This window comes from Sphingobium sp. TomMM15 (assembly GCF_055397045.1).
In genome coordinates, this window is the sequence record NZ_AP027314.1 from 1750067 (window position 1) to 1770825 (window position 20759).

Annotated in this window: 19 protein-coding genes; 11 read left to right on the forward strand and 8 right to left on the reverse strand. The window is 60.5% G+C overall.

What is annotated here, in order from left to right; genetic code table 11:
- Positions 1-30: 30 nt before the first annotated feature.
- The 6 genes from ACZ51H_RS08715 to ACZ51H_RS08740 form a co-directional block, all read right to left on the reverse strand.
- Positions 31-324, reverse strand: a complete 294-nt coding sequence (locus ACZ51H_RS08715; protein WP_449474024.1) for a ribbon-helix-helix domain-containing protein — start codon at positions 322-324, stop codon at positions 31-33.
- A complete protein-coding gene (phbB, locus tag ACZ51H_RS08720) occupies positions 324-1046 on the reverse strand; it encodes an acetoacetyl-CoA reductase (RefSeq protein WP_449474026.1) in 723 nt (240 codons plus the stop codon). Before phbB ends, ACZ51H_RS08715 begins: the two co-directional genes overlap by 1 nt.
- On the reverse strand, positions 1025-2047 hold the full coding sequence (gene hemH / locus ACZ51H_RS08725; protein WP_464795083.1) for a ferrochelatase: 1023 nt from the start codon (positions 2045-2047) through the stop codon (positions 1025-1027). Before hemH ends, phbB begins: the two co-directional genes overlap by 22 nt.
- A gap of 8 nt (positions 2048-2055) precedes the next feature.
- Positions 2056-4332 carry a molybdopterin cofactor-binding domain-containing protein gene (locus ACZ51H_RS08730; RefSeq protein ID WP_464801580.1) on the reverse strand — a complete coding sequence of 759 codons (2277 nt, stop codon included), beginning with the start codon at positions 4330-4332 and terminating at the stop codon, positions 2056-2058.
- A gap of 39 nt (positions 4333-4371) precedes the next feature.
- Positions 4372-4806, reverse strand: a complete 435-nt coding sequence (locus ACZ51H_RS08735) for a CoA-binding protein (protein ID WP_464801581.1) — start codon at positions 4804-4806, stop codon at positions 4372-4374.
- 66 nt (positions 4807-4872) lie between these two features.
- On the reverse strand, positions 4873-5832 hold the full coding sequence (locus ACZ51H_RS08740; RefSeq protein ID WP_464801582.1) for an Mrp/NBP35 family ATP-binding protein: 960 nt from the start codon (positions 5830-5832) through the stop codon (positions 4873-4875).
- A 73-nt stretch (positions 5833-5905) separates the two neighbouring features.
- Between ACZ51H_RS08740 and hflK the strand changes: the two genes are divergently transcribed.
- The 8 genes from hflK to ACZ51H_RS08780 all read left to right on the forward strand — a co-directional run bounded on the left by hflK (position 5906) and on the right by ACZ51H_RS08780 (position 15389).
- The gene (gene hflK, locus ACZ51H_RS08745) at positions 5906-7033 is read left to right on the forward strand and encodes an FtsH protease activity modulator HflK (RefSeq protein ID WP_464801583.1); all 1128 of its coding nucleotides are present in this window, start codon (positions 5906-5908) and stop codon (positions 7031-7033) included.
- Positions 7033-7884 carry a protease modulator HflC gene (gene hflC, locus ACZ51H_RS08750; protein WP_449474034.1) on the forward strand — a complete coding sequence of 284 codons (852 nt, stop codon included), beginning with the start codon at positions 7033-7035 and terminating at the stop codon, positions 7882-7884. Before hflK ends, hflC begins: the two co-directional genes overlap by 1 nt.
- 136 nt (positions 7885-8020) lie before the next feature.
- Complete coding sequence (locus ACZ51H_RS08755; RefSeq protein WP_460986608.1) at positions 8021-9532, forward strand: Do family serine endopeptidase; 1512 nt, start codon at positions 8021-8023, stop codon at positions 9530-9532.
- A gap of 123 nt (positions 9533-9655) precedes the next feature.
- Positions 9656-11287 (forward strand): helicase HerA-like domain-containing protein, encoded by a 1632-nt coding sequence (locus ACZ51H_RS08760; protein WP_464793682.1) that lies wholly within the window; start codon positions 9656-9658, stop codon positions 11285-11287.
- Positions 11288-11312: 25 nt separating this feature from the next.
- Positions 11313-11717: a hypothetical protein gene (locus ACZ51H_RS08765; protein WP_464801584.1), complete on the forward strand. Its 405-nt coding sequence runs from the start codon at positions 11313-11315 to the stop codon at positions 11715-11717.
- A gap of 106 nt (positions 11718-11823) precedes the next feature.
- A complete protein-coding gene (locus ACZ51H_RS08770) occupies positions 11824-13128 on the forward strand; it encodes an MFS transporter (RefSeq protein ID WP_464801585.1) in 1305 nt (434 codons plus the stop codon).
- Positions 13125-14054 carry a cysteine synthase A gene (gene cysK / locus ACZ51H_RS08775; RefSeq protein WP_464801586.1) on the forward strand — a complete coding sequence of 310 codons (930 nt, stop codon included), beginning with the start codon at positions 13125-13127 and terminating at the stop codon, positions 14052-14054. The genes ACZ51H_RS08770 and cysK overlap by 4 nt, the downstream gene beginning before the upstream one ends.
- A gap of 18 nt (positions 14055-14072) precedes the next feature.
- The gene (locus tag ACZ51H_RS08780) at positions 14073-15389 is read left to right on the forward strand and encodes a cell wall hydrolase (protein WP_464801587.1); all 1317 of its coding nucleotides are present in this window, start codon (positions 14073-14075) and stop codon (positions 15387-15389) included.
- A 339-nt stretch (positions 15390-15728) separates the two neighbouring features.
- Here ACZ51H_RS08780 and ACZ51H_RS08785 read toward each other — a convergent pair whose 3' ends face one another.
- Positions 15729-17453, reverse strand: coding sequence for an ATP-dependent nuclease (locus ACZ51H_RS08785; RefSeq protein WP_464801588.1), 1725 nt, complete (start codon positions 17451-17453; stop codon positions 15729-15731).
- Between the two features lie 263 nt (positions 17454-17716).
- A complete protein-coding gene (locus ACZ51H_RS08790) occupies positions 17717-18562 on the reverse strand; it encodes a cold-shock protein (RefSeq protein WP_460986614.1) in 846 nt (281 codons plus the stop codon).
- Positions 18563-18804: 242 nt separating this feature from the next.
- On the opposite strand from ACZ51H_RS08790, the gene ACZ51H_RS08795 reads away from it, so the two are divergent.
- Genes ACZ51H_RS08795 through ACZ51H_RS08805 form a run of 3 tightly spaced genes read left to right on the forward strand, consistent with a single transcriptional unit; the run spans position 18805 to position 20636 of the window.
- Entirely contained in the window at positions 18805-19422 is a 618-nt protein-coding gene (locus tag ACZ51H_RS08795; RefSeq protein ID WP_464801589.1) for a ribonuclease D, read from the forward strand.
- Positions 19423-19443: 21 nt separating this feature from the next.
- Entirely contained in the window at positions 19444-20091 is a 648-nt protein-coding gene (locus ACZ51H_RS08800; protein WP_464801590.1) for an LPS export ABC transporter periplasmic protein LptC, read from the forward strand.
- Positions 20091-20636 carry an LptA/OstA family protein gene (locus ACZ51H_RS08805; RefSeq protein WP_464801591.1) on the forward strand — a complete coding sequence of 182 codons (546 nt, stop codon included), beginning with the start codon at positions 20091-20093 and terminating at the stop codon, positions 20634-20636. Before ACZ51H_RS08800 ends, ACZ51H_RS08805 begins: the two co-directional genes overlap by 1 nt.
- Positions 20637-20759: the final 123 nt, after the last annotated feature.

Sequence of the window (20759 nt, forward strand, 5' to 3'; positions counted from 1 at the left end):
AGCTATTGCGAATTGTTCGCAGAGTCAACGCTATTGCGAATAATTATTATTGTCGGGCACCGCATTAGCGAAGAGCCAGCATCGTATGGCGCTGGCCAAATTAGGCGGGCTTGGAGCCGCCAGCCGCGCAAGATCAATCTGTGCGATTAAGGCATTGAGAGGCAAACTCTCTCGCACAGCGACCGTGCGGAGAGCCTGCCAGAATATGGGTTCAAGACTGATGGCAGTCTGATGCCCCGCGATCGTCACGCTTCGCTTGACGGGAGGTGAGAAGGGCGACCCGGTTGGCGGCGCCGCGCCTTCACTGTGGTCGCCCTGCGCCATCAATACATATGCTGCCCGCCGTTGATCGACATCGTGCTCCCCGTGACGAAGCCCGCCTCTTCGCTGCACAAAAAGGCTACGCCGCGTGCGATCTCTTCGGCCTGGCCGAGGCGGCCGACAGGAATCTTGGCGACTATCTTCTCCAGAACCGGAGCAGGCACTGCCGCCACCATGTCGGTGTCGATATAGCCCGGCGCGATCGCGTTGACGGTAACGCCGAACTTCGCCCCTTCCTGCGCCAGCGCCTTGGTAAAGCCATGGATGCCGGACTTGGCGGCGGCATAGTTTACCTGCCCATATTGGCCAGCCTGACCGTTGATGGAACCGATATTGACGATCCGCCCCCATGCTCTTTCCCGCATGCCCCCGAAGGTCGCCTTGGCCATGTTGAAACAACCGCCAAGGTTGATGCGCATCACCTCATTCCAGTCGTCGAAGCTCATCTTGGCAAGCACGCCGTCGCGGGTGATGCCCGCGTTATTGACGACGATATCGACGGGCCCCAGCCTTTCGGCAACCGCTGCACAACCGTCCAGACAAGCCTGATGATCTCCCACATCCCAGCGGAAGGCTTCAATGCCTGTCCTCTCCGTGAAGTCCCGCGCCTTTTCATCGTTTCCGGCATAATTGGCCGCGACTTTGCAACCCAGTTGCTTGAGCGCGAGGCTAATCGCTTCCCCGATGCCGCGTGTTCCGCCCGTTACGATGGCAACTCTGTCCATAATCCCCTCCCATGTTGAACTGGACGAAACGCTTCCTGAACCCAACCAGCCAGTTCGCGGCCGATCAGTTCGCGGTAAAGAATGATAGCTTCTGGCGATGCGTTCAAACAGCGCAAATGGGTGAACGCCTGGCCTCCAGCCGCCAAAAATTCTTCCTGCCCCCGGATAGCGATTTCCTCCAACGTCTCCAGACAATCGGCCGAAAAACCGGGGGTAAGCACAGCAACGGATCGAACGCCCTGCCCGGGAAGCTCCCGCAACGTCTCATCCGTTGCTGGACCGAGCCATTTCGCTCGCCCGAATCGTGATTGGAACGATAGCCTCACTTCTCTGCCAAGCGCTTCCTGCAGCAGATTAGCGGTGGCACGGCACTGATCATAATAGGGATCACCCAAATCGCGCGTTCGTTCAGGCATTCCATGGAAGCTGGCCACGAGCAGGTCCGGTTTGAAGTCCAGTTTAGCCAGTTGGCTTTCGGTCGAACTGCGCAGCGCCTCGATATAGGCTGCTTCCGCAAAATATGGAGGCAATGTGCGGATGGCTGGCTGGGCTCGCAGGTCAGCCAAAGTGGCATAGCAGGCGTCCAGAGCGGTGGCCGTCGTCGCCGCGCAATATTGCGGGTAAAGCGGAGCCAGCAGGACGCGGTCGCATCCGGCGGCGATCATCGCATTCAGCCGTTCGGCGATGGACGGTGATCCATAGCGCATGGCCCAATCCACCCTAACCTCCGACCCGGTAATTTTCTGGAGTGCGGCAGCAGTTTCACAAGTATAAACGGCGAGCGGCGACCCCTTGTCTGTCCACACTTCCTGGTAAGCCTTCGCGGACTTGGCCGGGCGCGTAAGAAGGATAGGACCGCGCAATATCGGCTGCCACAGAAGCTGAGGGATTTCCACCACCCGCGGGTCGGACAGAAACTCACCCAGATAACGCCGCACGGACGCCGCGTCCGGTGCGTCGGGCGTACCGAGATTGATGATAAGGACGCCGATATTTTCCATATTCAATGTCATGTCCGCGCCAAGATCGGCAGCTGGCGGAATCGCTGCCCTGTAACTGTAAAAAGAGCGTTCGCTATGGCCGGAGCAATCGCAGGCGCCCCAATCTCGCTGAGCCCGGCCGGGGGTGCAGTGCTTCGGATCAGTTCCACCGTGACCTCTCCTATATCCTGCAACTGAGGAAGGCCCATCCGGGAGATGATCGAGCGCGTGGGCATTCCCTTCGCATAAGGCACCGAAGCACCCATTGCGGAAGCCAGGCCATAAATTATGCCACTTTCCACTTGTTGACGTGCGATGTCCGGATTGACCTGCTCCCCGCCATCTACCGCAGCGATGATCCGCCCAACCTTGAGCCTGCCACCCTCGATCGCTGCCTCGACCATGACGGCGATATAAGCGCCGTCTATGACATGCGCCGCCAGACCTTGACCGCTCCCCTCGATACCTCCCTGCCATCCCCCCATCGATCCGACGGTCGTCAGGCAGTGAGCCAGTCGCGGGTTGCCGCCCAGCATCTGAATGCGGAAAGAGAGCGCCTCCATCCCGGCAAGATGAGCCAGTTCATCAATGAAGCTTTCCGTAAAGAAGGCGCCATGAAGATGAGCATTGCCGCGTGCAAAGCCTAGCGGCAGTCCAACATCGGCGGGGAAATGATCGACCGCCCAATTCGGCAACGCATATGGCAGTTCCATCCCCGCCACAGCGAGACGGCTGGAAGCGTTGGCAGTGTCACGGCTTGCTTCATGCGGTAATTTGCGATCGGCAATCCGTTTCCACGTCTGGGTCATGGCGCAAGGAGCCGCCACTTTCGCAAGCCATCCTTCAATCGCGCCGTTGCGGCCGAGCTTTGCCGCCATACGGGCATGGGCAGGAGCACTGGGACGATCCTGGATCACATCTTCCAGCCTTGACCAGAGCAGTTGAACGGGCCGCCCAACGTCTTTCGCTATCGACGCAGCCTGGACGCCCACCTCAAAATCCATCTTCCGGCCGAAAGAGCCCCCGGCATGCAGGGGGTATAGCACCACCTGCTGCTCATGCAGATCGAGAGCATCCGCTATCGCGCTACGCGCGAGTGCAGGTGCTTGCGCGGGCATCCATATCTCGGCGAGGCCGTCGGTCACACGCGCCGTCGCGCAAGGAGGCTCCAGCGCCAGATGCAGCCCCGGAGCAACGGTAAACTCGCTGGCGAGGATGGTGGCGTTGTCGAAAAGCGGCTTGAGATCGCCGCGCAAATAAAGCCGCCGACCATCCGAACCCGAAAAGGCGTCTTCGAGCGAAGCATCAATGCTGGCGCTGCTGACTGGCGCGCTCGACAATTCAAAAACCGGATCGCTTAGATCAAGCGCCTTGTTGGCGGCCCACCAGTTGGTTGCGACGGCGGCCACCCATCGGTCGGTGCGCACCAGTTTGATAAAGCCGGTGACGGACTTTGCAGCCTGCTCGTTCACCCTTGTGAGCACAGCATCGCCGATTGGCCCCTGCCGGATGGAAGCGAAAACCATGTCCGGCAGCCGGACATCAGCAGCGAAGTTATGGCTGCCATCAATCTTCGAAGGCGTGTCGAGGCGCGGCAAATCCTGTCCGAAGAGTCGGTCAACCTGATTTTGGCGGAACGGCAATATCTCGGGCAGCTCGAATTCCGCTGCTTCAGCCGCTACCTCGCCGATCTTTAACGTGCGCTGGCCGCCATCAGAAATGATGCCGTTCTGAATGTCGCAACTTTCCCATGACACATCCCAGCGCGCCGCAGCAGCCTGACACAAGAGCACGCGCGCGGCGGCACCCGCTTCCTTATAGGCTCTGTGGAACATCGGCACGGACGTCCCCGCGCCGGTCAACATCAAAGCACGCCGCGTCGCATATTGCTCGATCGCCCAATTGCCGGCGCCACCCGCCAGCCTCGACCAGTCGCTCGCAAGCCACTCGCTGGCTAGCAACGTGTTTGCATAGAGCGGACTGATGGGCGCGCTTTGCACACCCACGGTGCGCCAGTCCGCACCCAGTTCATCCGCCAGTATCTGTGGCAGCAGTGTCGTCACGCCCTGCCCCGTCTCGGCTTGCGGCACGACCACGAGTACCCTGCCTGCCTTATCGATCTTCAGAAAGGCATTGAAGACGGTTTCGCCGGACGCGGTATTCAGATTTGGGCGGTAGCTGCGCGGCCATGCGCCCCAGGCCAGCAGCAGGCCAGCCGACGCTCCAGCGCCTACTAAAAGCGTACGCCGATCAAGCCTCCTTGCCGTGCCGTTATGATTTGCCTGCCTCCGCAGTGCGCGCGTCATGAGGACGTTGATAAAGAGGCTTGCGGCAGCTGGAAAGCGCTAAAGCGTGTGGACCTGCGGGATATTGAAACGAGGAATGTCGATAGCGGGGCAGCGATCCATGACGACCTTCAATCCGGCAGCCTCCGCGCGCTGAGCGGCGGCCTCATCAATTACCCCCAACTGCATCCACACCGCCTTGGCCCCTGCGGCGATCGCATCGTCCACAGCCTCCCCCGCTGCTTCACTGCGACGGAAGATATCCACCATGTCGATTGGAACGCCGATGTCGGCTAGGCGTGCCCAGACAAACTCCCCATGCACATGCTCTCCCGCAATCTGCGGATTGACCGGCAACACGCGATAACCATGGTCCTGCAGGAACTTCATGACGCCATAGCTTGGACGGCCGGGTTGATCAGAGATGCCAACCAAAGCGATGGTCCGCGTTTCCCTTAAAAGGTCGGCAATTTCGTGCGGCAGCGTCAGCGGCATGTCCTTGTTTCCTTCTCGGCCATCCTAAAGACGCGGCATGCGATGAACCGTTCCCAAACGCCACCTTTAGCCCCGCAGCCAGGCCGCCACTTTACTCGCGATTGCAAGAAAAGCCTCGCCAGAGGCATCTTCCGTCGCTGCTGGAGGGTCGCCCGCATCCGACCGGCGCCGAATGTCTATCGCCAAAGGAATACGCCCGAGGAAGGGCATGCCCATGGCTGCGCCAGCCGCTTCCGCCCCACCCGCGCCGAAAGGATCGGATATCTCACCGCAATGCGGACAGCTATACCCGGCCATATTCTCCACCAACCCGATCAAGGGCACCTGCGTCTGCTCGAAAAGGCTGACCGCGCGCGTGGCATCGATCAACGCCAGGTCTTGAGGCGTCGATACGATCACAGCGCCCGCAGGCTTATGCTTTTGCACCATCGAAAGTTGCACATCCCCGGTCCCCGGCGGCATGTCCACGACCAGCACCTCAGTCTCGCCCCAATCGGCATCGATCAGCTGCGAAAGCGCATTGCCCGCCATAGGCCCGCGCCAGGCCAGCGCCTTGCCGGGTTCGACCAGGTGCGCCATCGACAGCATCGGAATGCCTAATGGGCTTTCGACGGGGATCAGATGTTTGTCGCGCGCTTGGGGCTTTTTATCTTCGCTGGCCATCAGTCTGGCCTGCGACGGTCCGTAAATATCGGCGTCCACCAGACCTACCGCAAAACCCATTCGTTTGAGACCAACGGCAAGATTTGCCGAGAGGGTGGATTTGCCCACTCCGCCCTTGCCGGATGCAACGGCAATGATGCGGAGAGCCTTTCTTTCGGCTGTCATGGCGATCCGGACATCCTGCACACCTGCCACCGACAGCCCTCCTTCCCGGATCGCCGCAGCGACGGCATCCCGCCGTTCGGGGGAAAGACCGCCTACATCGAGCGCCAGGCTCATGATTCCATCCTTGATCCGGGGCGTGCTGGCGCGGCCATCGGTCAAGGTCTTCAGGCGGGCGGCGAAACTCTCAAGATCGGTCATGACAGCGCCTCCTAGGCAATAATCGTTGCGAAGGGCACTGTTTTTCGCGACCCAGCCTTCCTATAGAGACGGAATGAAGAGATTTTTCGGGTGGATGCCTGGCATCGCTAGCGCAATGGTCCAAGGCCCTTGGGGCGGCAAAAGCGACGGCCCGGGTGGCGATGAAGGTCCGGGCAAGGGAAGCGATGGCGGCCCCCGGAATCCCTGGATGCAACCGGGGAAGACCTCAGGCGGCAAGGGGCCTTCCGCGATTGAAGAACTGCTGCGCCGCAGCCGGGAAAGCTTCGGCCAGGGCGGTGGCGGCGGGTTTGGCAACCTCCCGCCTCGACCAACCGGAAAGACGCTTTGGCCCGCTGCCGTCGGCATCCTCATCTTGCTGTGGCTCGTGCTCACTTGCTTTCACCGCGTCGGCCCGCAGGAGCGCGGTGTCGTGACGCTGCTCGGCAAATATAGCCGGACCTTGTCGCCGGGGATCAGCTTGACGCTGCCCGCGCCCTTCGAGAATGTAACTACGGTCGATGTGGAGGAAATCCGGGCCATCGATATCGGTTCACCCAGCGCCCAGAGCGAAAATCTGGTACTGACCGGCGACCAGAATATCATCGACCTTGCTTACTCGGTTCGCTGGAATATCCGCAGTCCTGAGCTTTATCTGTTCCAGCTGTCCGACCCTGACGCAACGGTTAGGGAAGTCGCCGAAAGCGCCATGCGATCGGTTGTCGCCAGCGCCAGCCTGGACGACGCGTTGGGTGCTGGGCGCACTGAAATCGAGCAGCAGGTCGAACAGCGGATGCAGGCGATATTGGACGGATACAGATCCGGTATCCGCGTACAGGGCGTCGCGATCAAGCAGGCCGATCCGCCGACCGCAGTCAATGACGCGTTCAAGGCGGTTTCTGCGGCGCAACAGACGGCTCAGACCTATTTGAACGAAGCGCGTGCGGCCGCTCAGCAGGTTACCGCCAAGGCCCAAGGCGAGGCTGCGGCGTTCGACAAGGTGTATGAGCAATATAGGCTGTCGCCCGACGTGACGCGCCGCCGCATGTATTACGAAACCATGGAGGGCGTCCTGTCCAACGTCGATAAGACGATCGTCGAAAGCGGCAATGTCACCCCGTTCCTGCCGCTACCGGAATTGAAGCGGCGCGCGCAGGGAGCGTCCGCTTCTTCCGGCTCCGCCGCTGCGGAAGGGGGCCAATAATGCCGACGCTTATTCGCCATCCCGTCGCTTTGGCGCTATCCGTCATAGCTCTGCTGCTGCTCATCGGCAGCACCGTTGCCATCGTGCCCGAAACCAAGCAGGGCGTGATCGTGCGCTTTGGCGATCCGAAGAAGATCGTGAACCGCTATCGCCCCAACGAAGAGTTCGGCAAGACCGGCGCGGGCGTCATATTACGCTGGCCGTTCATCGATCAGATCGTCTGGATCGACAAGCGCGTCCTGTCGGTCGAAATGGAAAGACAGCAAGTGCTGTCGACGGATCAACTCCGGTTGCAGGTCGACGCCTTCGCGCGTTATCGGATTGTCGATCCGTTGCGCATGTATATTGCGGCAGGGAATGAGGAGCGCGTTTCCGATGCCCTGCGGCCGATCCTGGGTTCGGCGCTTCGGAATGAGCTTGGCAAACGTCCTTTCGCTGCGTTGCTGTCGCCCGAGCGCGGTCAGGTCATGGACAATATTGAGGCCGGTCTCAATCGCGTGGCACGTCAATATGGGGCGCAGATCGTCGATGTACGGATCAAGCGGGCAGACCTGCCCGACGGCGCTCCGCTGGAAAGTGCTTTCACCCGGATGCGCACCGCCCGTGAGCAGGAAGCGCTGACGATCAGGGCTCAGGGCGCGAAGCAGGCGCAGATCATCCGCGCCGAAGCCGATGCGAACGCGGCGCGCATTTATTCGGAAAGCTTTGGCAAGGACCCGCAATTCTACGATTTTTATCGGGCGATGCAGGCCTACAGGCTGACCTTTGCACCCGATCGGCCGGGCTCGACGACGATGGTGCTGTCGCGCGACAATGAGTTTCTGAAACAGTTTCAAGGCAAGGATCGATAACCGTGAAATGCGGAAGAGGGTTGTAGATCATTTCGGAACCAGCTTCATTCAATGAGGGTTAAGGCTAGGCGGCGCATCCGACTCTACCCAGAGTCCCGCCTTTCCTTCGCCAAAGTTCACGAGAGGACCGTCACGAGTGCGTTACGCTTATGCCCTTACCGGCGCCCTGCTGCTTGGTGGCACCGCCATCGCCGTAACCTCCAGCCCGAATGTCGGCGCGCAAGTCGCGCAAAATGAGGGCATGCAGGCCGCCGCGCCCGCAGGTGCCCCTGCCAGTCTGGCCGACATGGTCGAAAAGTTGCAGCCCGCCGTCGTCAATATTTCCACCCGACAGCGCGTCCAGGTTCAAAACCCATTCGCTGGCACGCCCTTTGGCGATCTGTTCGGCCAGGGCCAGAGCGGCAAGCCGCAGACCCGCCAGGCCCAATCTCTCGGTTCGGGTTTCATCATCTCGGCTGATGGCTATATCGTCACCAACAATCACGTGGTGTCCGCGGGCGCCGAAGGCGCGTCGGTGGATGCGATCACGGTTACCCTCACCAATCGCGAGGAATATTCGGCGAAGCTGATCGGCCGTGACCCGGCGACCGACATCGCGGTGCTGAAGATAGAGCCGAAAAAGGCGTTGCCGTTCGTCAAGTTCGGCGACAGCACGAAAGCGCGCGTCGGTGACTGGGTCATCGCCATCGGTAACCCGTTCGCCTTGTCGGGCACCGTGACCGCAGGGATCATCTCTGCCGTCCATCGCGGCACCGGCGGCACCTACGACAAGTTCATCCAGACCGATGCGTCAATCAATCAGGGCAATAGCGGCGGCCCGATGTTCGACATGCGCGGCAATGTGATTGGTATCAACAGCCAGATCCTTTCACCCTCTGGCGGCAACGTTGGCATCGGCTTTGCGATTCCGTCCGAACAGGCGGCGCCAATCGTCGATACCTTGCGCAGAGGGCAGAGCGTCAAGCGCGGTTATCTGGGGATCCAGATCAGTCCGCTGGGCGAAGACCTCGCCGATTCCCTGGGTCTTGCGAAAAATCGCGGCGAATTCGTTCAGGGCGTGGAACCGGGCAAAGGTGCCGACCGCGCCGGTATCAAGGCGGGCGATGTCATCGTCAGCGTGGCCGGGCAGGAAGTGACGCCGGACCAGAACCTCTCGTCCATCGTCGCATCGCAGCCGATCGGCTCCCGCGTGCCGATCGTTCTGCTCCGCAATGGTCAACGTCAGACCGTAACCGCCATCGTCGGCCAGCGTCCATCTGAGGATGAACTCAACAGCTTCGCCCAGCAGCAAGATGATGACTTCAATCAACAGCAGGATGACCAATCTAGCGGCGGACAGGCGACGCAGCAGTCGTTGGGCATTTCGGCCATTCCGCTCACGCCCAACATCGTTCGCCAGTTGGGCATTGCGGCGGATACGCGTGGAATCGTGATCACCGCAGTGGATTCTTCGACTGACGCAGGAGCAAAGGGCCTGCGCCGGGGCGATGTGATCATCACCGCCAACAACCGGCCCGTGGCTAGCCAGGCAGAACTGGACGCAGCCGTGCGTCAGGTGTCGTCGCAAGGACGTAACGCCATCCTGTTGCAGGTTCTACGTCGCGGCCAGCCTGCCGTATTCTTGCCTGTGCGCCTGCGGGACAAATAACCCGGCAACAGCGCATCGGACGACCATAGCGGGTCGCGCTTGCCGGAAGTCCTGTCTCGCCTTTAAGATGGCAAGACAGCACTTCCGACGGGCGCGGCCCGCCGCTTTTGGGGAGCATGACGCATGAGCGACGGCATTTTCATCGGTCTTGGCGCGGCGGACAAGGATGGCGGCATTCCACAGACGCTCAACCTGCGCCGGGCCAATCGTCATGGACTGATTGCAGGCGCTACCGGAACTGGCAAAACAGTAACGCTACAAGGTATCGCCGAAAGCTTTTCCGCACTGGGTGTCCCGATCTTTCTCGCCGACGTGAAGGGTGATCTGTCGGGCATCGCAATGGCAGGTTCGCCGACCGCGAAGAACGCCGACAAGCTGGTCGCTCGCGCAAAGGAGATCGGCCTCGAAAATTATAGCTATGCCGACAATCCAGCGATCTTCTGGGACCTGTATGGCGAGCAGGGGCATCCGATCCGCACCACGGTCAGCGAAATGGGTCCACTGTTGCTGGCCCGGCTTATGGGCCTGAACGAAACCCAGGAGGGTGTACTCTCCATCGCGTTCAGATATGCCGATGATGAAGGGCTGTTGCTACTTGATCTCGGCGACCTCCAATCCATGCTGGCCTATTGCGCAGAAAATGCCGACGAATTGTCCAGCCGCTATGGCAATGTGACCAAGGCGAGCGTCGGCACCATCCAACGCCAGTTGCTGCAACTGGACAGCCAGGGCGGCGGCCATTTCTTTGGGGAACCGGCGCTCGACATTCACGACTTCCTGAAAGTGGATGATCAAGGGCGCGGCTATGTCAACATTCTGGCCGCCGACAAACTGATGCAGAGCCCCAAGCTCTACGCGACCTTCCTGCTCTGGCTCCTGAGCGAGCTTTTCGAGACGCTTCCCGAGGTCGGAGACCCAGAAAAGCCTGTTCTGGTTTTCTTCTTTGACGAAGCGCATTTGCTTTTTGACGACGCCCCCAAGGCCCTGACGGACAAGATCGAGCAGGTCGTCCGGCTGATCCGTTCCAAGGGCGTGGGCGTCTATTTCGTGACCCAGAACCCGATCGACATTCCCGAAGACGTGGCAGGACAGCTCGGCAACCGCGTTCAGCATGCACTGCGCGCGTTCACCCCGCGTGATCAAAAGGCCATAAAGGCCGCAGCCGAGACATTCCGCGTCAATCCGGACTTGGACGTTGAAACGGCGATTACGGAATTGAAAGTCGGCGAAGCGCTAGTCTCGCTGCTTCAGGAGGATGGCTCGCCCGGCATCGTCCAGCGCACCCTGATCGCCCCGCCCCGTTCACGTTTGGGGCCGGTAGACGCAAAGGAACGGGCGATCATTCAATCCATCTCCCCTTGCGCGGGCAAATATGATGACGCGATCGATCGCGAGTCCGCTGAGGAGATATTGGCCGCCCGCGGTCAAGCCGCCGCTGCTGCCTCGCAGGCCGCCAAGGCGAATGCTGAAGCAGACAAGGCCGCCGCCGTGCAAGCAAAATTGGAGGCCAAACAGCGGGAAGCAGAACTCAAGGAGCAGGCAAGGCGCGACGCGGCCTCCGCGCGTGAGGCGGCCAAGCCCTCTGCCCTCGACCGAGCTGTTCAATCAGCCACCCGTTCGGCTGCCTCTTCGGTCGGGCGGCAGGTTGCCAATGAGCTCGGCCGGGCGGTATTTGGAGGAACCAGCCGCCGCTCCTCGTCAGGCGGCTTGGCGGGACAACTTGTGCGCGGCATATTGGGTAGCCTTTTCAAATAAAGGCCAACCGCAGAGGAGGCATGATATGCATATCGGTAACATGGCTATTTGCGCCATCAGCCTGACAATTACCTTGCCTGCCCACGCGCAGGATTATCGCGATCTGCACCGTGCGGCCGATGCAGCAATTGTCAGCGATATCGTTCGTGACGGGCAGGAGGAACGTGACGCGAGGCGGCAACCTTATGCCTCTCCTCGATATGGCTCCATCCATAGCGCAGCCGCAGCGCGCAATGCCTGCGCGGCCAAGGCCCGTCAGGAAGCAGGTCCGGGTGCACGCATATTGGGTCGCGTCGAAGCGAGATCCATGTCGACTGGATGGGAGGTCGAAGGAGCGGTCGGCACGGCTGATGACCGCCGGTCTGTTCCCTTTATCTGCTCGGTTCGCAATGGGTCGGTGAGTGGGATCCTGCTGGACCCCGACCGCTAAAACAACGAGGGGGGACGAAAGCGAGAGTTTCGCGGCTGCAAAAACTGCTTTTGCCATTCTCTACCGCTGTAATTGCGTAATGCGGTGCAGGCGGTAAGGAAATCATATGAAGGCCCCCGCCGACTCCCGCCACCCGCTGCGCTTCGGCGATTTCCGCGCCTATCTGATGGGGCGGCTGGCGGGCGTATTGGCCCAATATGGCATGATGACCGTGCTTGGGTGGCAGGCGTACAATATCGCACGCGAAAGCATGAGCACGTCGGGCGCCGCCGCTCAGCTCGGCCTGATCGGGTTGGCGCAGTTCGTGCCTCTTTTCTTTCTGACACCGCTTACGGGTTGGGTCGCGGACCATTTCGACCGTCGCGCCATTGCGCGCCTGACCTTGGCACTGCTCATGGCGGCGTCGGGCCTGCTGGCTTTTGCAACCTATGAAGGGTGGGTTAGCCTGCCCCTGATTTTCGGCATTGCAGGCGTGGTCGGAATCACGCGCGCGTTCAACGGACCTGCCTACAGCGCATTGGCGCCCAACCTGGTGCCGCGCGACGTGCTGCCCAATGCGATCGCGCTGTCCAGCGTTGCATGGCAGGCAGGGATGATCATCGGTCCCGCATTGGGCGGTTATGTCTACGCCATGACGCCTTGGGGCGCCTATGCTCTTACATCGCTTCTGTTCGCGATTGCCCTTTGGGGCATGTTGCTGATCGGTCCAGTCAAACAGCCGCCGCGCGACACAAGCCGTCACCCGGTCCGGCAGATGCTTGACGGCTGGACTTATATGCGATCGAACCGTCTCGTACTGGCCACCATCACTCTGGACCTGTTCGCGGTGCTGCTGGCAGGAGCGACGGCGCTTTTGCCCGTCTACGCACGCGACATATTGAAGGTTGGATCGGCGGGACTGGGGCATCTGGCCGCGTCTCCCGCTATCGGAGCGGCCATCGTCGCGCTTTTCTTCTCATTTCGACCCATGCGATCAGAGGTCGGATTGAAGATGCTGGGCGCCGTCATGATCTTCGGGCTGTCGACGATCCTGTTCGGCGCCACTGCGTTCATTCCCCGCAATATTGCGATGGAGATCGGCATCGGCGCGCTGGTGCTGCTGGGCGCTGCGGACATGGTGTCTGTTTACGTGCGCCAGTCGCTGATCCAGCTTCACACGCCCGATGCGATGCGGGGCCGGGTATCCAGCCTTTCACAACTCACCATTTCGGCATCGAACGAATTGGGGGAAGCGGAGTCAGGCTTCCTCGCCGCGCTGGTTGGCCCCGTTGCGGCCGTGATTGGCGGCGGGATAGGCGCTATAGTCATCACAATTTTATGGGCGCGGCTCTTTCCCGAATTGCGCCTTGCACGTACCTTTGACCCACCCGACTTAAGGGAGGCCGAGATTAGCCAGGAGAAGGCCAAATGAAAGCTGCCAATATTCTCGAAACCATCGGCAACACACCGCATATTCAGGTGAGCCGCCTGTTTGCAGACGCGCCTGAGGGCACCGAAGTCTGGATCAAATCGGAACGCTCCAACCCGGGCGGATCGATCAAGGACCGTATCGCGCTTGCGATGATCGAAGCCGCCGAGGAGTCGGGCGATCTGAAACCCGGCGGAACCATCATCGAGCCGACGTCTGGCAATACGGGCGTTGGCCTGGCCATGGTCGCGGCGGTGAAGGGGTACAAGCTCATCCTCGTCATGCCGGAAAGCATGTCGGTGGAGCGGCGCCGGTTGATGCTGGCTTATGGCGCATCCTTTGACCTGACCCCTCGCGAGAAGGGCATGAAGGGCGCGATTGAACGCGCGCTGGAGCTGATCGAGCAAACGCCCAATTCTTGGATGCCGCAACAGTTTGAAAATGCCGCGAATATCGACGTGCATGTTCGCACGACCGCGCAGGAGATCGCGACAGATTTTGCGGACAGCCCGCTTGACGCTCTGATTACTGGGGTCGGTACGGGCGGTCACATCACGGGCGTTGCGGAGGTACTCAAGAAGCTGTGGCCCACCCTGAAGGTCTATGCGGTTGAGCCTACCCTTTCGCCAGTGATCAGCGGTGGACAGCCGGGTCCCCACCCCATTCAAGGTATCGGCGCTGGCTTCATCCCCGCGAACCTGCACACGCAGTTGCTGGACGGCGTGATTCAGGTCGACCCGGCCGATGCCAAGGAATATGCCCGCCGCGCGGCGCGAGAGGAAGGCATGCTTGTCGGCATCTCGTCCGGCGCAACACTGGCCGCGATTGCGCAGAAGCTGAAGGAGCTTCCGTCCGGCAGCCGCGTTCTGGGCTTCAACTATGATACTGGTGAACGCTATCTGTCGGTGCCTGACTTCCTGCCCGAATAGGACGGCGCAGGGTCAGAAATGATCGACGCTTCTATCAGCAGCCAGCCACATCGCGCGATGTGGCTGATCTGGCTCCTGCTGTTCGCCGGTTTGCCTGCGCTGGTCGCGCGGTGGGATGCACGGGCGCCTGCTGCCGGTGCGGCACGGGCGGCACTGGTTCAGCGCGCGCTGATGAAGCGGCCGACCACAGCGGCACCCGTTGTGCAGCCGGTGGAGCTTTATACGCTGGATCAGGATCAGGCGCGGGCGTTCAACGGGGCTGTGCCTTTCTCGCGGCTCCCCAATCCGGCAGCGCGGCCATTTGTGTTCACTGGCTCGGAAAGCGACCTGGCGCGGGCCACGGACTGCCTGGCGGCCGCGCAGCTTTACGAAGCGGGCGATGACGCGGTGGGCGAGCGCGCGGTGGCGCAGGTGGTGCTGAACCGGGTTCGGCATCCCGCTTTCCCCAAAACGGTGTGCGGGGTCGTGTTTCAGGGGCAGGAACGATCGACCGGCTGTCAGTTCACTTTCACCTGCGATGGCGCGATGGCGCGGACGCCGGGGGAAGAGGCATGGAACAGAGCGCGGGAGATTGCGAAGGCCGCGCTGGCGGGCAAGGTGTTCAAGCCGGTCGGCTATGCCACCCACTATCATACGGATTGGGTCGTGCCCTACTGGAGCGGCAGCCTGGACAAGATCACGGCGGTGGGGACGCACCTTTTCTTCCGCTGGCGGGGATGGTGGGGAACGCCGCCCGCTTTCCGGTTGGCGCGGGATAGTGTGGAGCCGGTGGTTGCGCGCATCGCCCGACTGTCGATGGCGCATCAGGACGGGGACAGCGAGGGGTCGGGCGTTCTGGCGCCGGGTGGGAGCAGTCTGGCGGCTTTGACGGCCAAGCCGCAAGAGGCGATCGGCGCGGACTCGCTGGGCCGGATAATGGGCGGCGTAAGGTTGATCGCGATCGCGCCGGGCGCGCGGAGCTTTCTGGTGGAACTTGGCAAGGGGACGGCGCCCGACAACTGGCCGGTGATGGCGCAGACTTTCTGCGCGGGGCGGCCGGAGTGTCGGATCATGGCTTGGCGGGCGGGGAGCGCTCCGAGTGGGTTTCCGCTGTCGGGCGATCAGATGGAAAGCATGAGCTTTGCCTATATTCACAATAGCGCGACGGGATTGCAGCGGGCCTTGTGGAATTGTGGGCAGACGGCGCGGGAGAACAAGGGAGAATGCATGCGGCAGCGGGTGCCGGTGGAGCAGGTGAATGTTCCGCCGCCGCTGAACGGAGTACGGCGGAAGGAGCGGTTTGAGACGGTGACGATCGTGCCGCCGGTCAAAGTCATGAATGAAATGGCGAATTAAACGCGTTTTCGGGGGTTTCCTATTTTTCCTATTTTGGGAGGGGCCTTCCCTGCTCTCCCTCCCGCGGTGGGGTGGGGATTGGGGGCCGCCTTTCTTCCTACGCACCTGACAAGCGGGACGCATGACCGGCTGCTATCCGATACCGTCAGGATGCATGCTGCCCTCCGGGCAGCGGGCGTCGAGGCTGATATTTACGTTGCAGAAGCCATGCCCCACGCGGGTTTTGGCCGGCAAACGCTGGAAGATCGAGCAGTGCTGAACGACAGCCAATGGCCGATTGCGGAATGTCGGCTTTCCGCCTCACCTTGGCAAAAACTCTCTTACGACGATCTCAATCCGTCAGTGCGGCATACCGCGACGTTCAGGGTCATCGATCCAGAGACGGGCTGTTTCGATGAACTCCCATACGTCGTCGTCTCCCGCATTGACATAAAACGCGTCGTCAGGATCGGCTCCCATTGCTTCAAACATAGCGAACAACCAATTTTTCTTTGACACCTGTTCTTGCATTTGCGATTTTAGCCAACACTCTAATTCACCAACTGGCACAAACATTATACCAAAAGATGCAAATTTTTTAAGCAAAGCGATTGCATCGATCTTATCGATATCTAACGCATTAACACCAAGTTTTTTGCAATTAGCGCGTCCAATATTTTCCATCGCAGCTTTGATTGATGCTCGTTCATTTTGCATAATATGCAGGTCGGCCACGTCCAGATTCACTAGAGACCAAATTGGTCCAAATTCGTCGCTCATAAGAACATCGAAATCGAATATTGCGAGCGCGGGCACGCCTAAACGTCGCAGAGGCTCAACCAACCTAGGTATCGTTTGCCAGTTCTGCGCGTTCATAAAGATACAATCTTCGATACCTCGCTCGGCAGCACTCATGCGCGAATTGATTTCTTCGTAGAACGCCCGGTCCGCATCGGCTTCGCAGACAATTGCGCCGCGATGAAAAAGCGCCCTTAAACTGTGCGCGGAGCGAAGAAGCGGATCATTCATCAACTGGCGGATTTCCGCGGGGTCGAGGGAACGCGCGCTTGCCAATCCGCCGGTATAGGTCAATCTCACAATCCGAAGATTGGGTTCAGATTGCATGCAACCTAGCAACAACTCTGAGCTATGGCTCGCAATGATCAATGAGGCATCGCGATCTCGGGCCGCTTTTGCGAGCACTTTGCCAACACGCCGAGCGAGGGTTGGATGCAGAAATGCCTCGGGTTCGTCGATCAAAATAATTCTATCCGGCAACGCTAAGACAGCGGCAACAAGTCCTACTGAAGTTTGGACGCCGTCACCAAGCGACTGGATGACTGGTGCATCTCCGTGAAACCGACGGGCGTTATCATCGACCGCCTGCTCCTCCGTTTCGTTTGCAGGCGCTCGGTTGCTTAAGCGGACACGGAAAGTAGTCATGGCCGTTGGATCAACGACAAAAAATTTTCCGAAAGCCTGTTCGGTGAATTTGCGAACCGCTTCGCGAATAGGCTTGGACATGAAAAGATGCCACAGTAAATTCTCAGGCGTCTTCTCAAGGTCTCCTGTAGGTTTTGGATCAATCAGTTCAAATCTAGTTCGACCGTCTAGGCGCGTTGTAAAGAATCGGACGAAATACTGACGAAGAGCGTCAAAGTTTCCATCGTTATGCCAATCAACGAAACTTGTTTTTGGTATCTGAATTCGGAGTTCTTGCTCGTTATTTCGCGAGCGGGGGCGAAAGAACCAGATATTTCCGGGCTGCATTCCTTGCCCTTGCGGAGCTTCCGTCTGGTATATCTTCATCATTCGATCGACGGCCTCGCCGTCCTGAGGCATAGTAATTTCAATTTTTTCTAGAAGCGCGGATGGCGCTTCCAAGCCCGAGCAATGAGCCTCAATTTCGCGCAGAGTCTGACTTTTTCCCGCGCTGTTCGGTCCAACCAATATAGTGACATTCGGACATTCAATTTCGAGAGGGGGCTGGCTAGGAGCACTACCCGCTGCAAATCGAAGACGACCAATCCGTAAAGTATCTTGCATTTGGCTTTCCCACACTATCCGGCTTGCATAGATCATCATCTATAGAGCGTCGCCAACAGTCTTGGTTTCCAAGTTTCCAAATCACAAATTTTTAAAAAGATGACAGTTTGCGAGGTTGGCGGCAGGCAGTTCAACGACAGCAAATGGCATCCTCGGGAATGTCCGTTTATGGGAGTGGTGATTGGGACGCCAAGCGACCGCAAATGGCGCAAAGCCACCGCACCCCCTCCCCACAACAAAAAAGGGGCCGCCGGGCAGGCGACCCCTTCTATCCTCTCCGCTTATGCGGGCAGAGTTATGTGTCAGTCGGCCTTCGACTGAAGGTTGACGGCTGCGTGCTTGCCGCGGCGGTCAACTTCGAGTTCGAAGTCCAGGCGGTCGCCTTCGTTGAGGGCGGACATGCCTGCGCGTTCGACTGCGCTGATGTGCACGAATGCGTCGGGCTGGCCGTCGTCGCGCTGGATGAAGCCGAAGCCCTTCATGGCGTTGAAGAACTTGACCGTGCCGCTGGCGCGTTCGCCGGTCAGCTGGCGCTGCGGGCCACCACGATCGCCGCCGCCGAAGCCGCCACGGTCACCGCCGAAGCCACCCGGACGGGGTTCGCGGGGTTCACGCGGACGATCGACGACCGGAAGGGGCTCGCCCTCGATCTTGAGGTCGGTTGCCGAGATCTTGCCGCCACGGTCCACCAGGGTGAAGCCGAGCTGCTGACCTTCGGCAAGGCCAGTGAGGCCCGCCTGCTCAACGGCGCTGATGTGGACGAACACGTCTTCCGCGCCGTCATCACGAACGATGAAGCCGAAGCCCTTTTGACCGTTGAAGAACTTTACAACGCCGGTGCCTTCGCCAACGACCTGGGCCGGCATGCCGCCGCCGCCGCCACGGCCGCCGCCGAAGCCGCCACCACCGCCGCCGCCGCCGAAGCCGCCGCCACCGCCGCTGCGGAAGCCACCGCCGCCGCCGCCACCGCCGAAGCGATCACCGCCGCCGCCGAAGCCGCCGCGATCACCACCGCCGAAACCACCACGATCTCCAAAACCACCGCCGAAACCGCCACGATCGTTACCGCCGCCGTAAAAATTGTCGTCGCCAAAACCGTCGCGCTTGTCCTTGCCGCGCCCGCCGCGGCGACCTCTATCAAAACTCATGCCCTGTTGGTCACTTTCGCTTCGCCCCCGACTAAATCGGACAAACATGCCGGGCGAAATGACATGCAGAATCCACCGCACGTATGCGGGTTTGAGAATCACTATATCAACTTTTCAGCCATGCGCGAATGATTTTAGCCCGATTGCCGCCGCATTTGCCCGAATGAACCAGCGTGGGGCATTTTGGCAGCGCAGAAAAAGCGTCGATTGAGTTACCGCCGCTTTCGCCATAGAGGGGTTGGATGACAGTATATTTCCACGAAGAGGACCTGCCCGCAGACGTCCTTGCCCCCGGCCCCGTCGCCGTCGATACCGAAACCATGGGCCTTATCACGCCGCGCGATCGCCTGTGTGTCGTGCAGATCAGCGATGGCAAGGGCGACGAGCATCTGGTGCGATTCATGCCGGGCAGCGATTATGCTGCGCCGAACCTGCGCGCGGTGCTGGCCGATCCGGCACGGTTGAAGCTGTATCATTTCGGGCGTTTCGACATAGCGGCGATCAAGCATTATCTGGGCGTGGTGGCAGCGCCCGTCTATTGCACGAAGATCGCTTCGCGCCTGATCCGCACCTATACCGACCGCCATGGGTTGAAGGAACTGGTGCGCGAAGTGCTGGGGCAGGAAATCAGCAAGCAGCAGCAGTCGAGCGATTGGGGCTCCCCCACCCTGTCGGACGCGCAGAAGGATTATGCGGCGTCGGACGTGCGCTATCTGCATGCGTTGAAGGCTGAACTCGACAAGCGATTGATCCGCGAAGGACGGATGGAACTGGCGCAGGCCTGTTTCGATTTCCTTCCTCACCGGGCCGAGCTGGACCTGGCGGGATGGCCGGAGATCGACATCTTCGCGCATATGTAAGGGGCTTAGAAGCGCTTTCCCATGTCCATACAGGCCGATCAGCAACGTCATGTCAGGCGCAATTGGGCGCGTCCGGGCGGCAGCCATGACAGGCTGGTCGCGCGGCTGAAAAACTGGTTGCCGGTGCTGGTGGGCGTGCTGGCGGCGTTGCTGGTGATGGCGCCCTTTACCGGCGGGGACAAGGTGAGCTTCGTGCTCGACAAGAACAAGGTCGAGGTGGCGAAGGAACGGATGCGGGTGAGCGAGGCGCTGTATCGGGGCGAGGACAGCAAGGGGCAGCCCTTTTCCTTGCGCGCCGGGAGTGCCGTGCAGAAAAGCTCTCGCGAACCGATCGTGGACCTGAATGACATGTCGGCGCGCATCCTGCTGTCCGAAGGGCCAGCCGTGCTGAACGCGCGCAAGGGGCGCTATGACATGGACAAGGAGCGCGTCGCGGTGGACGGCCCGGTGCAGTTCGAGGCGGCGGGCGGATACAGGCTGACGACGCGGGACGTGGGCATCGACCTCAAGACCCGGCGCATGCGCAGCGCGGGGCGCGTCGATGGCCGGATACCCATCGGCACGTTCAGCGGCGACCATCTGGACGCCGACCTGAACGCGCGGACGGTTACGCTCAATGGCAGGGCAAGCTTGCGCATCGAACAAAATGGCATCAAAGGGCAAAAGTGATGAAAAGATCGCTGATCCTGCTGTCGAGCGCTGGCGCCATGGGCGCGGCTATGGTTTTCGCGGGCGCCGGGGCGCAGGTGCTGAAGAATCATGACAGCAACGCGCCGGTTAATTTCACCGCCGACCGGATCGAGGTGCAGGACCGCGCCGATCGGGTGGTCGTTTCCGGCAATGTCCAGGTGACGCAGGCGGGCATGACTCTGAACGCCGCACGGATGACCGTCGCTTACCGCAATGGCACTGGCGGGAATGGCGTGGAGGTCGACCGGATCGACGCTTCGGGCAATGTCGTCGTGACCAAGGGGAACGAGACGGCGCGAGGCAATGTGGCGATTTATGACCTTAACAGCCGCCTGATCACGATGCTGGGCAATGTGACGTTGACGCAGGGGAGCAACCGGCTGACCGGCGGGCGGTTGGTGATTGACCTGACCAGCGGGCGGTCGACTGTGGACGGACGCGCTTCGGGCGGCGTGCCGGGGGTTTCGGGCGGATCGGGGGGCCGGGTTTCGGGCACCTTCACCGTGCCGCAGCGGAAGAACTGACGCTTTTAGCAGCGCTGAATGCGGGCGTGGCGGGGTGCTTTTTCGGGCGCTGGGCTGGCTGATGTCCATTAATAAATATGGCATTTTTGGGGCAGAATGCTATCATCGGGATCAGCGGGTCGC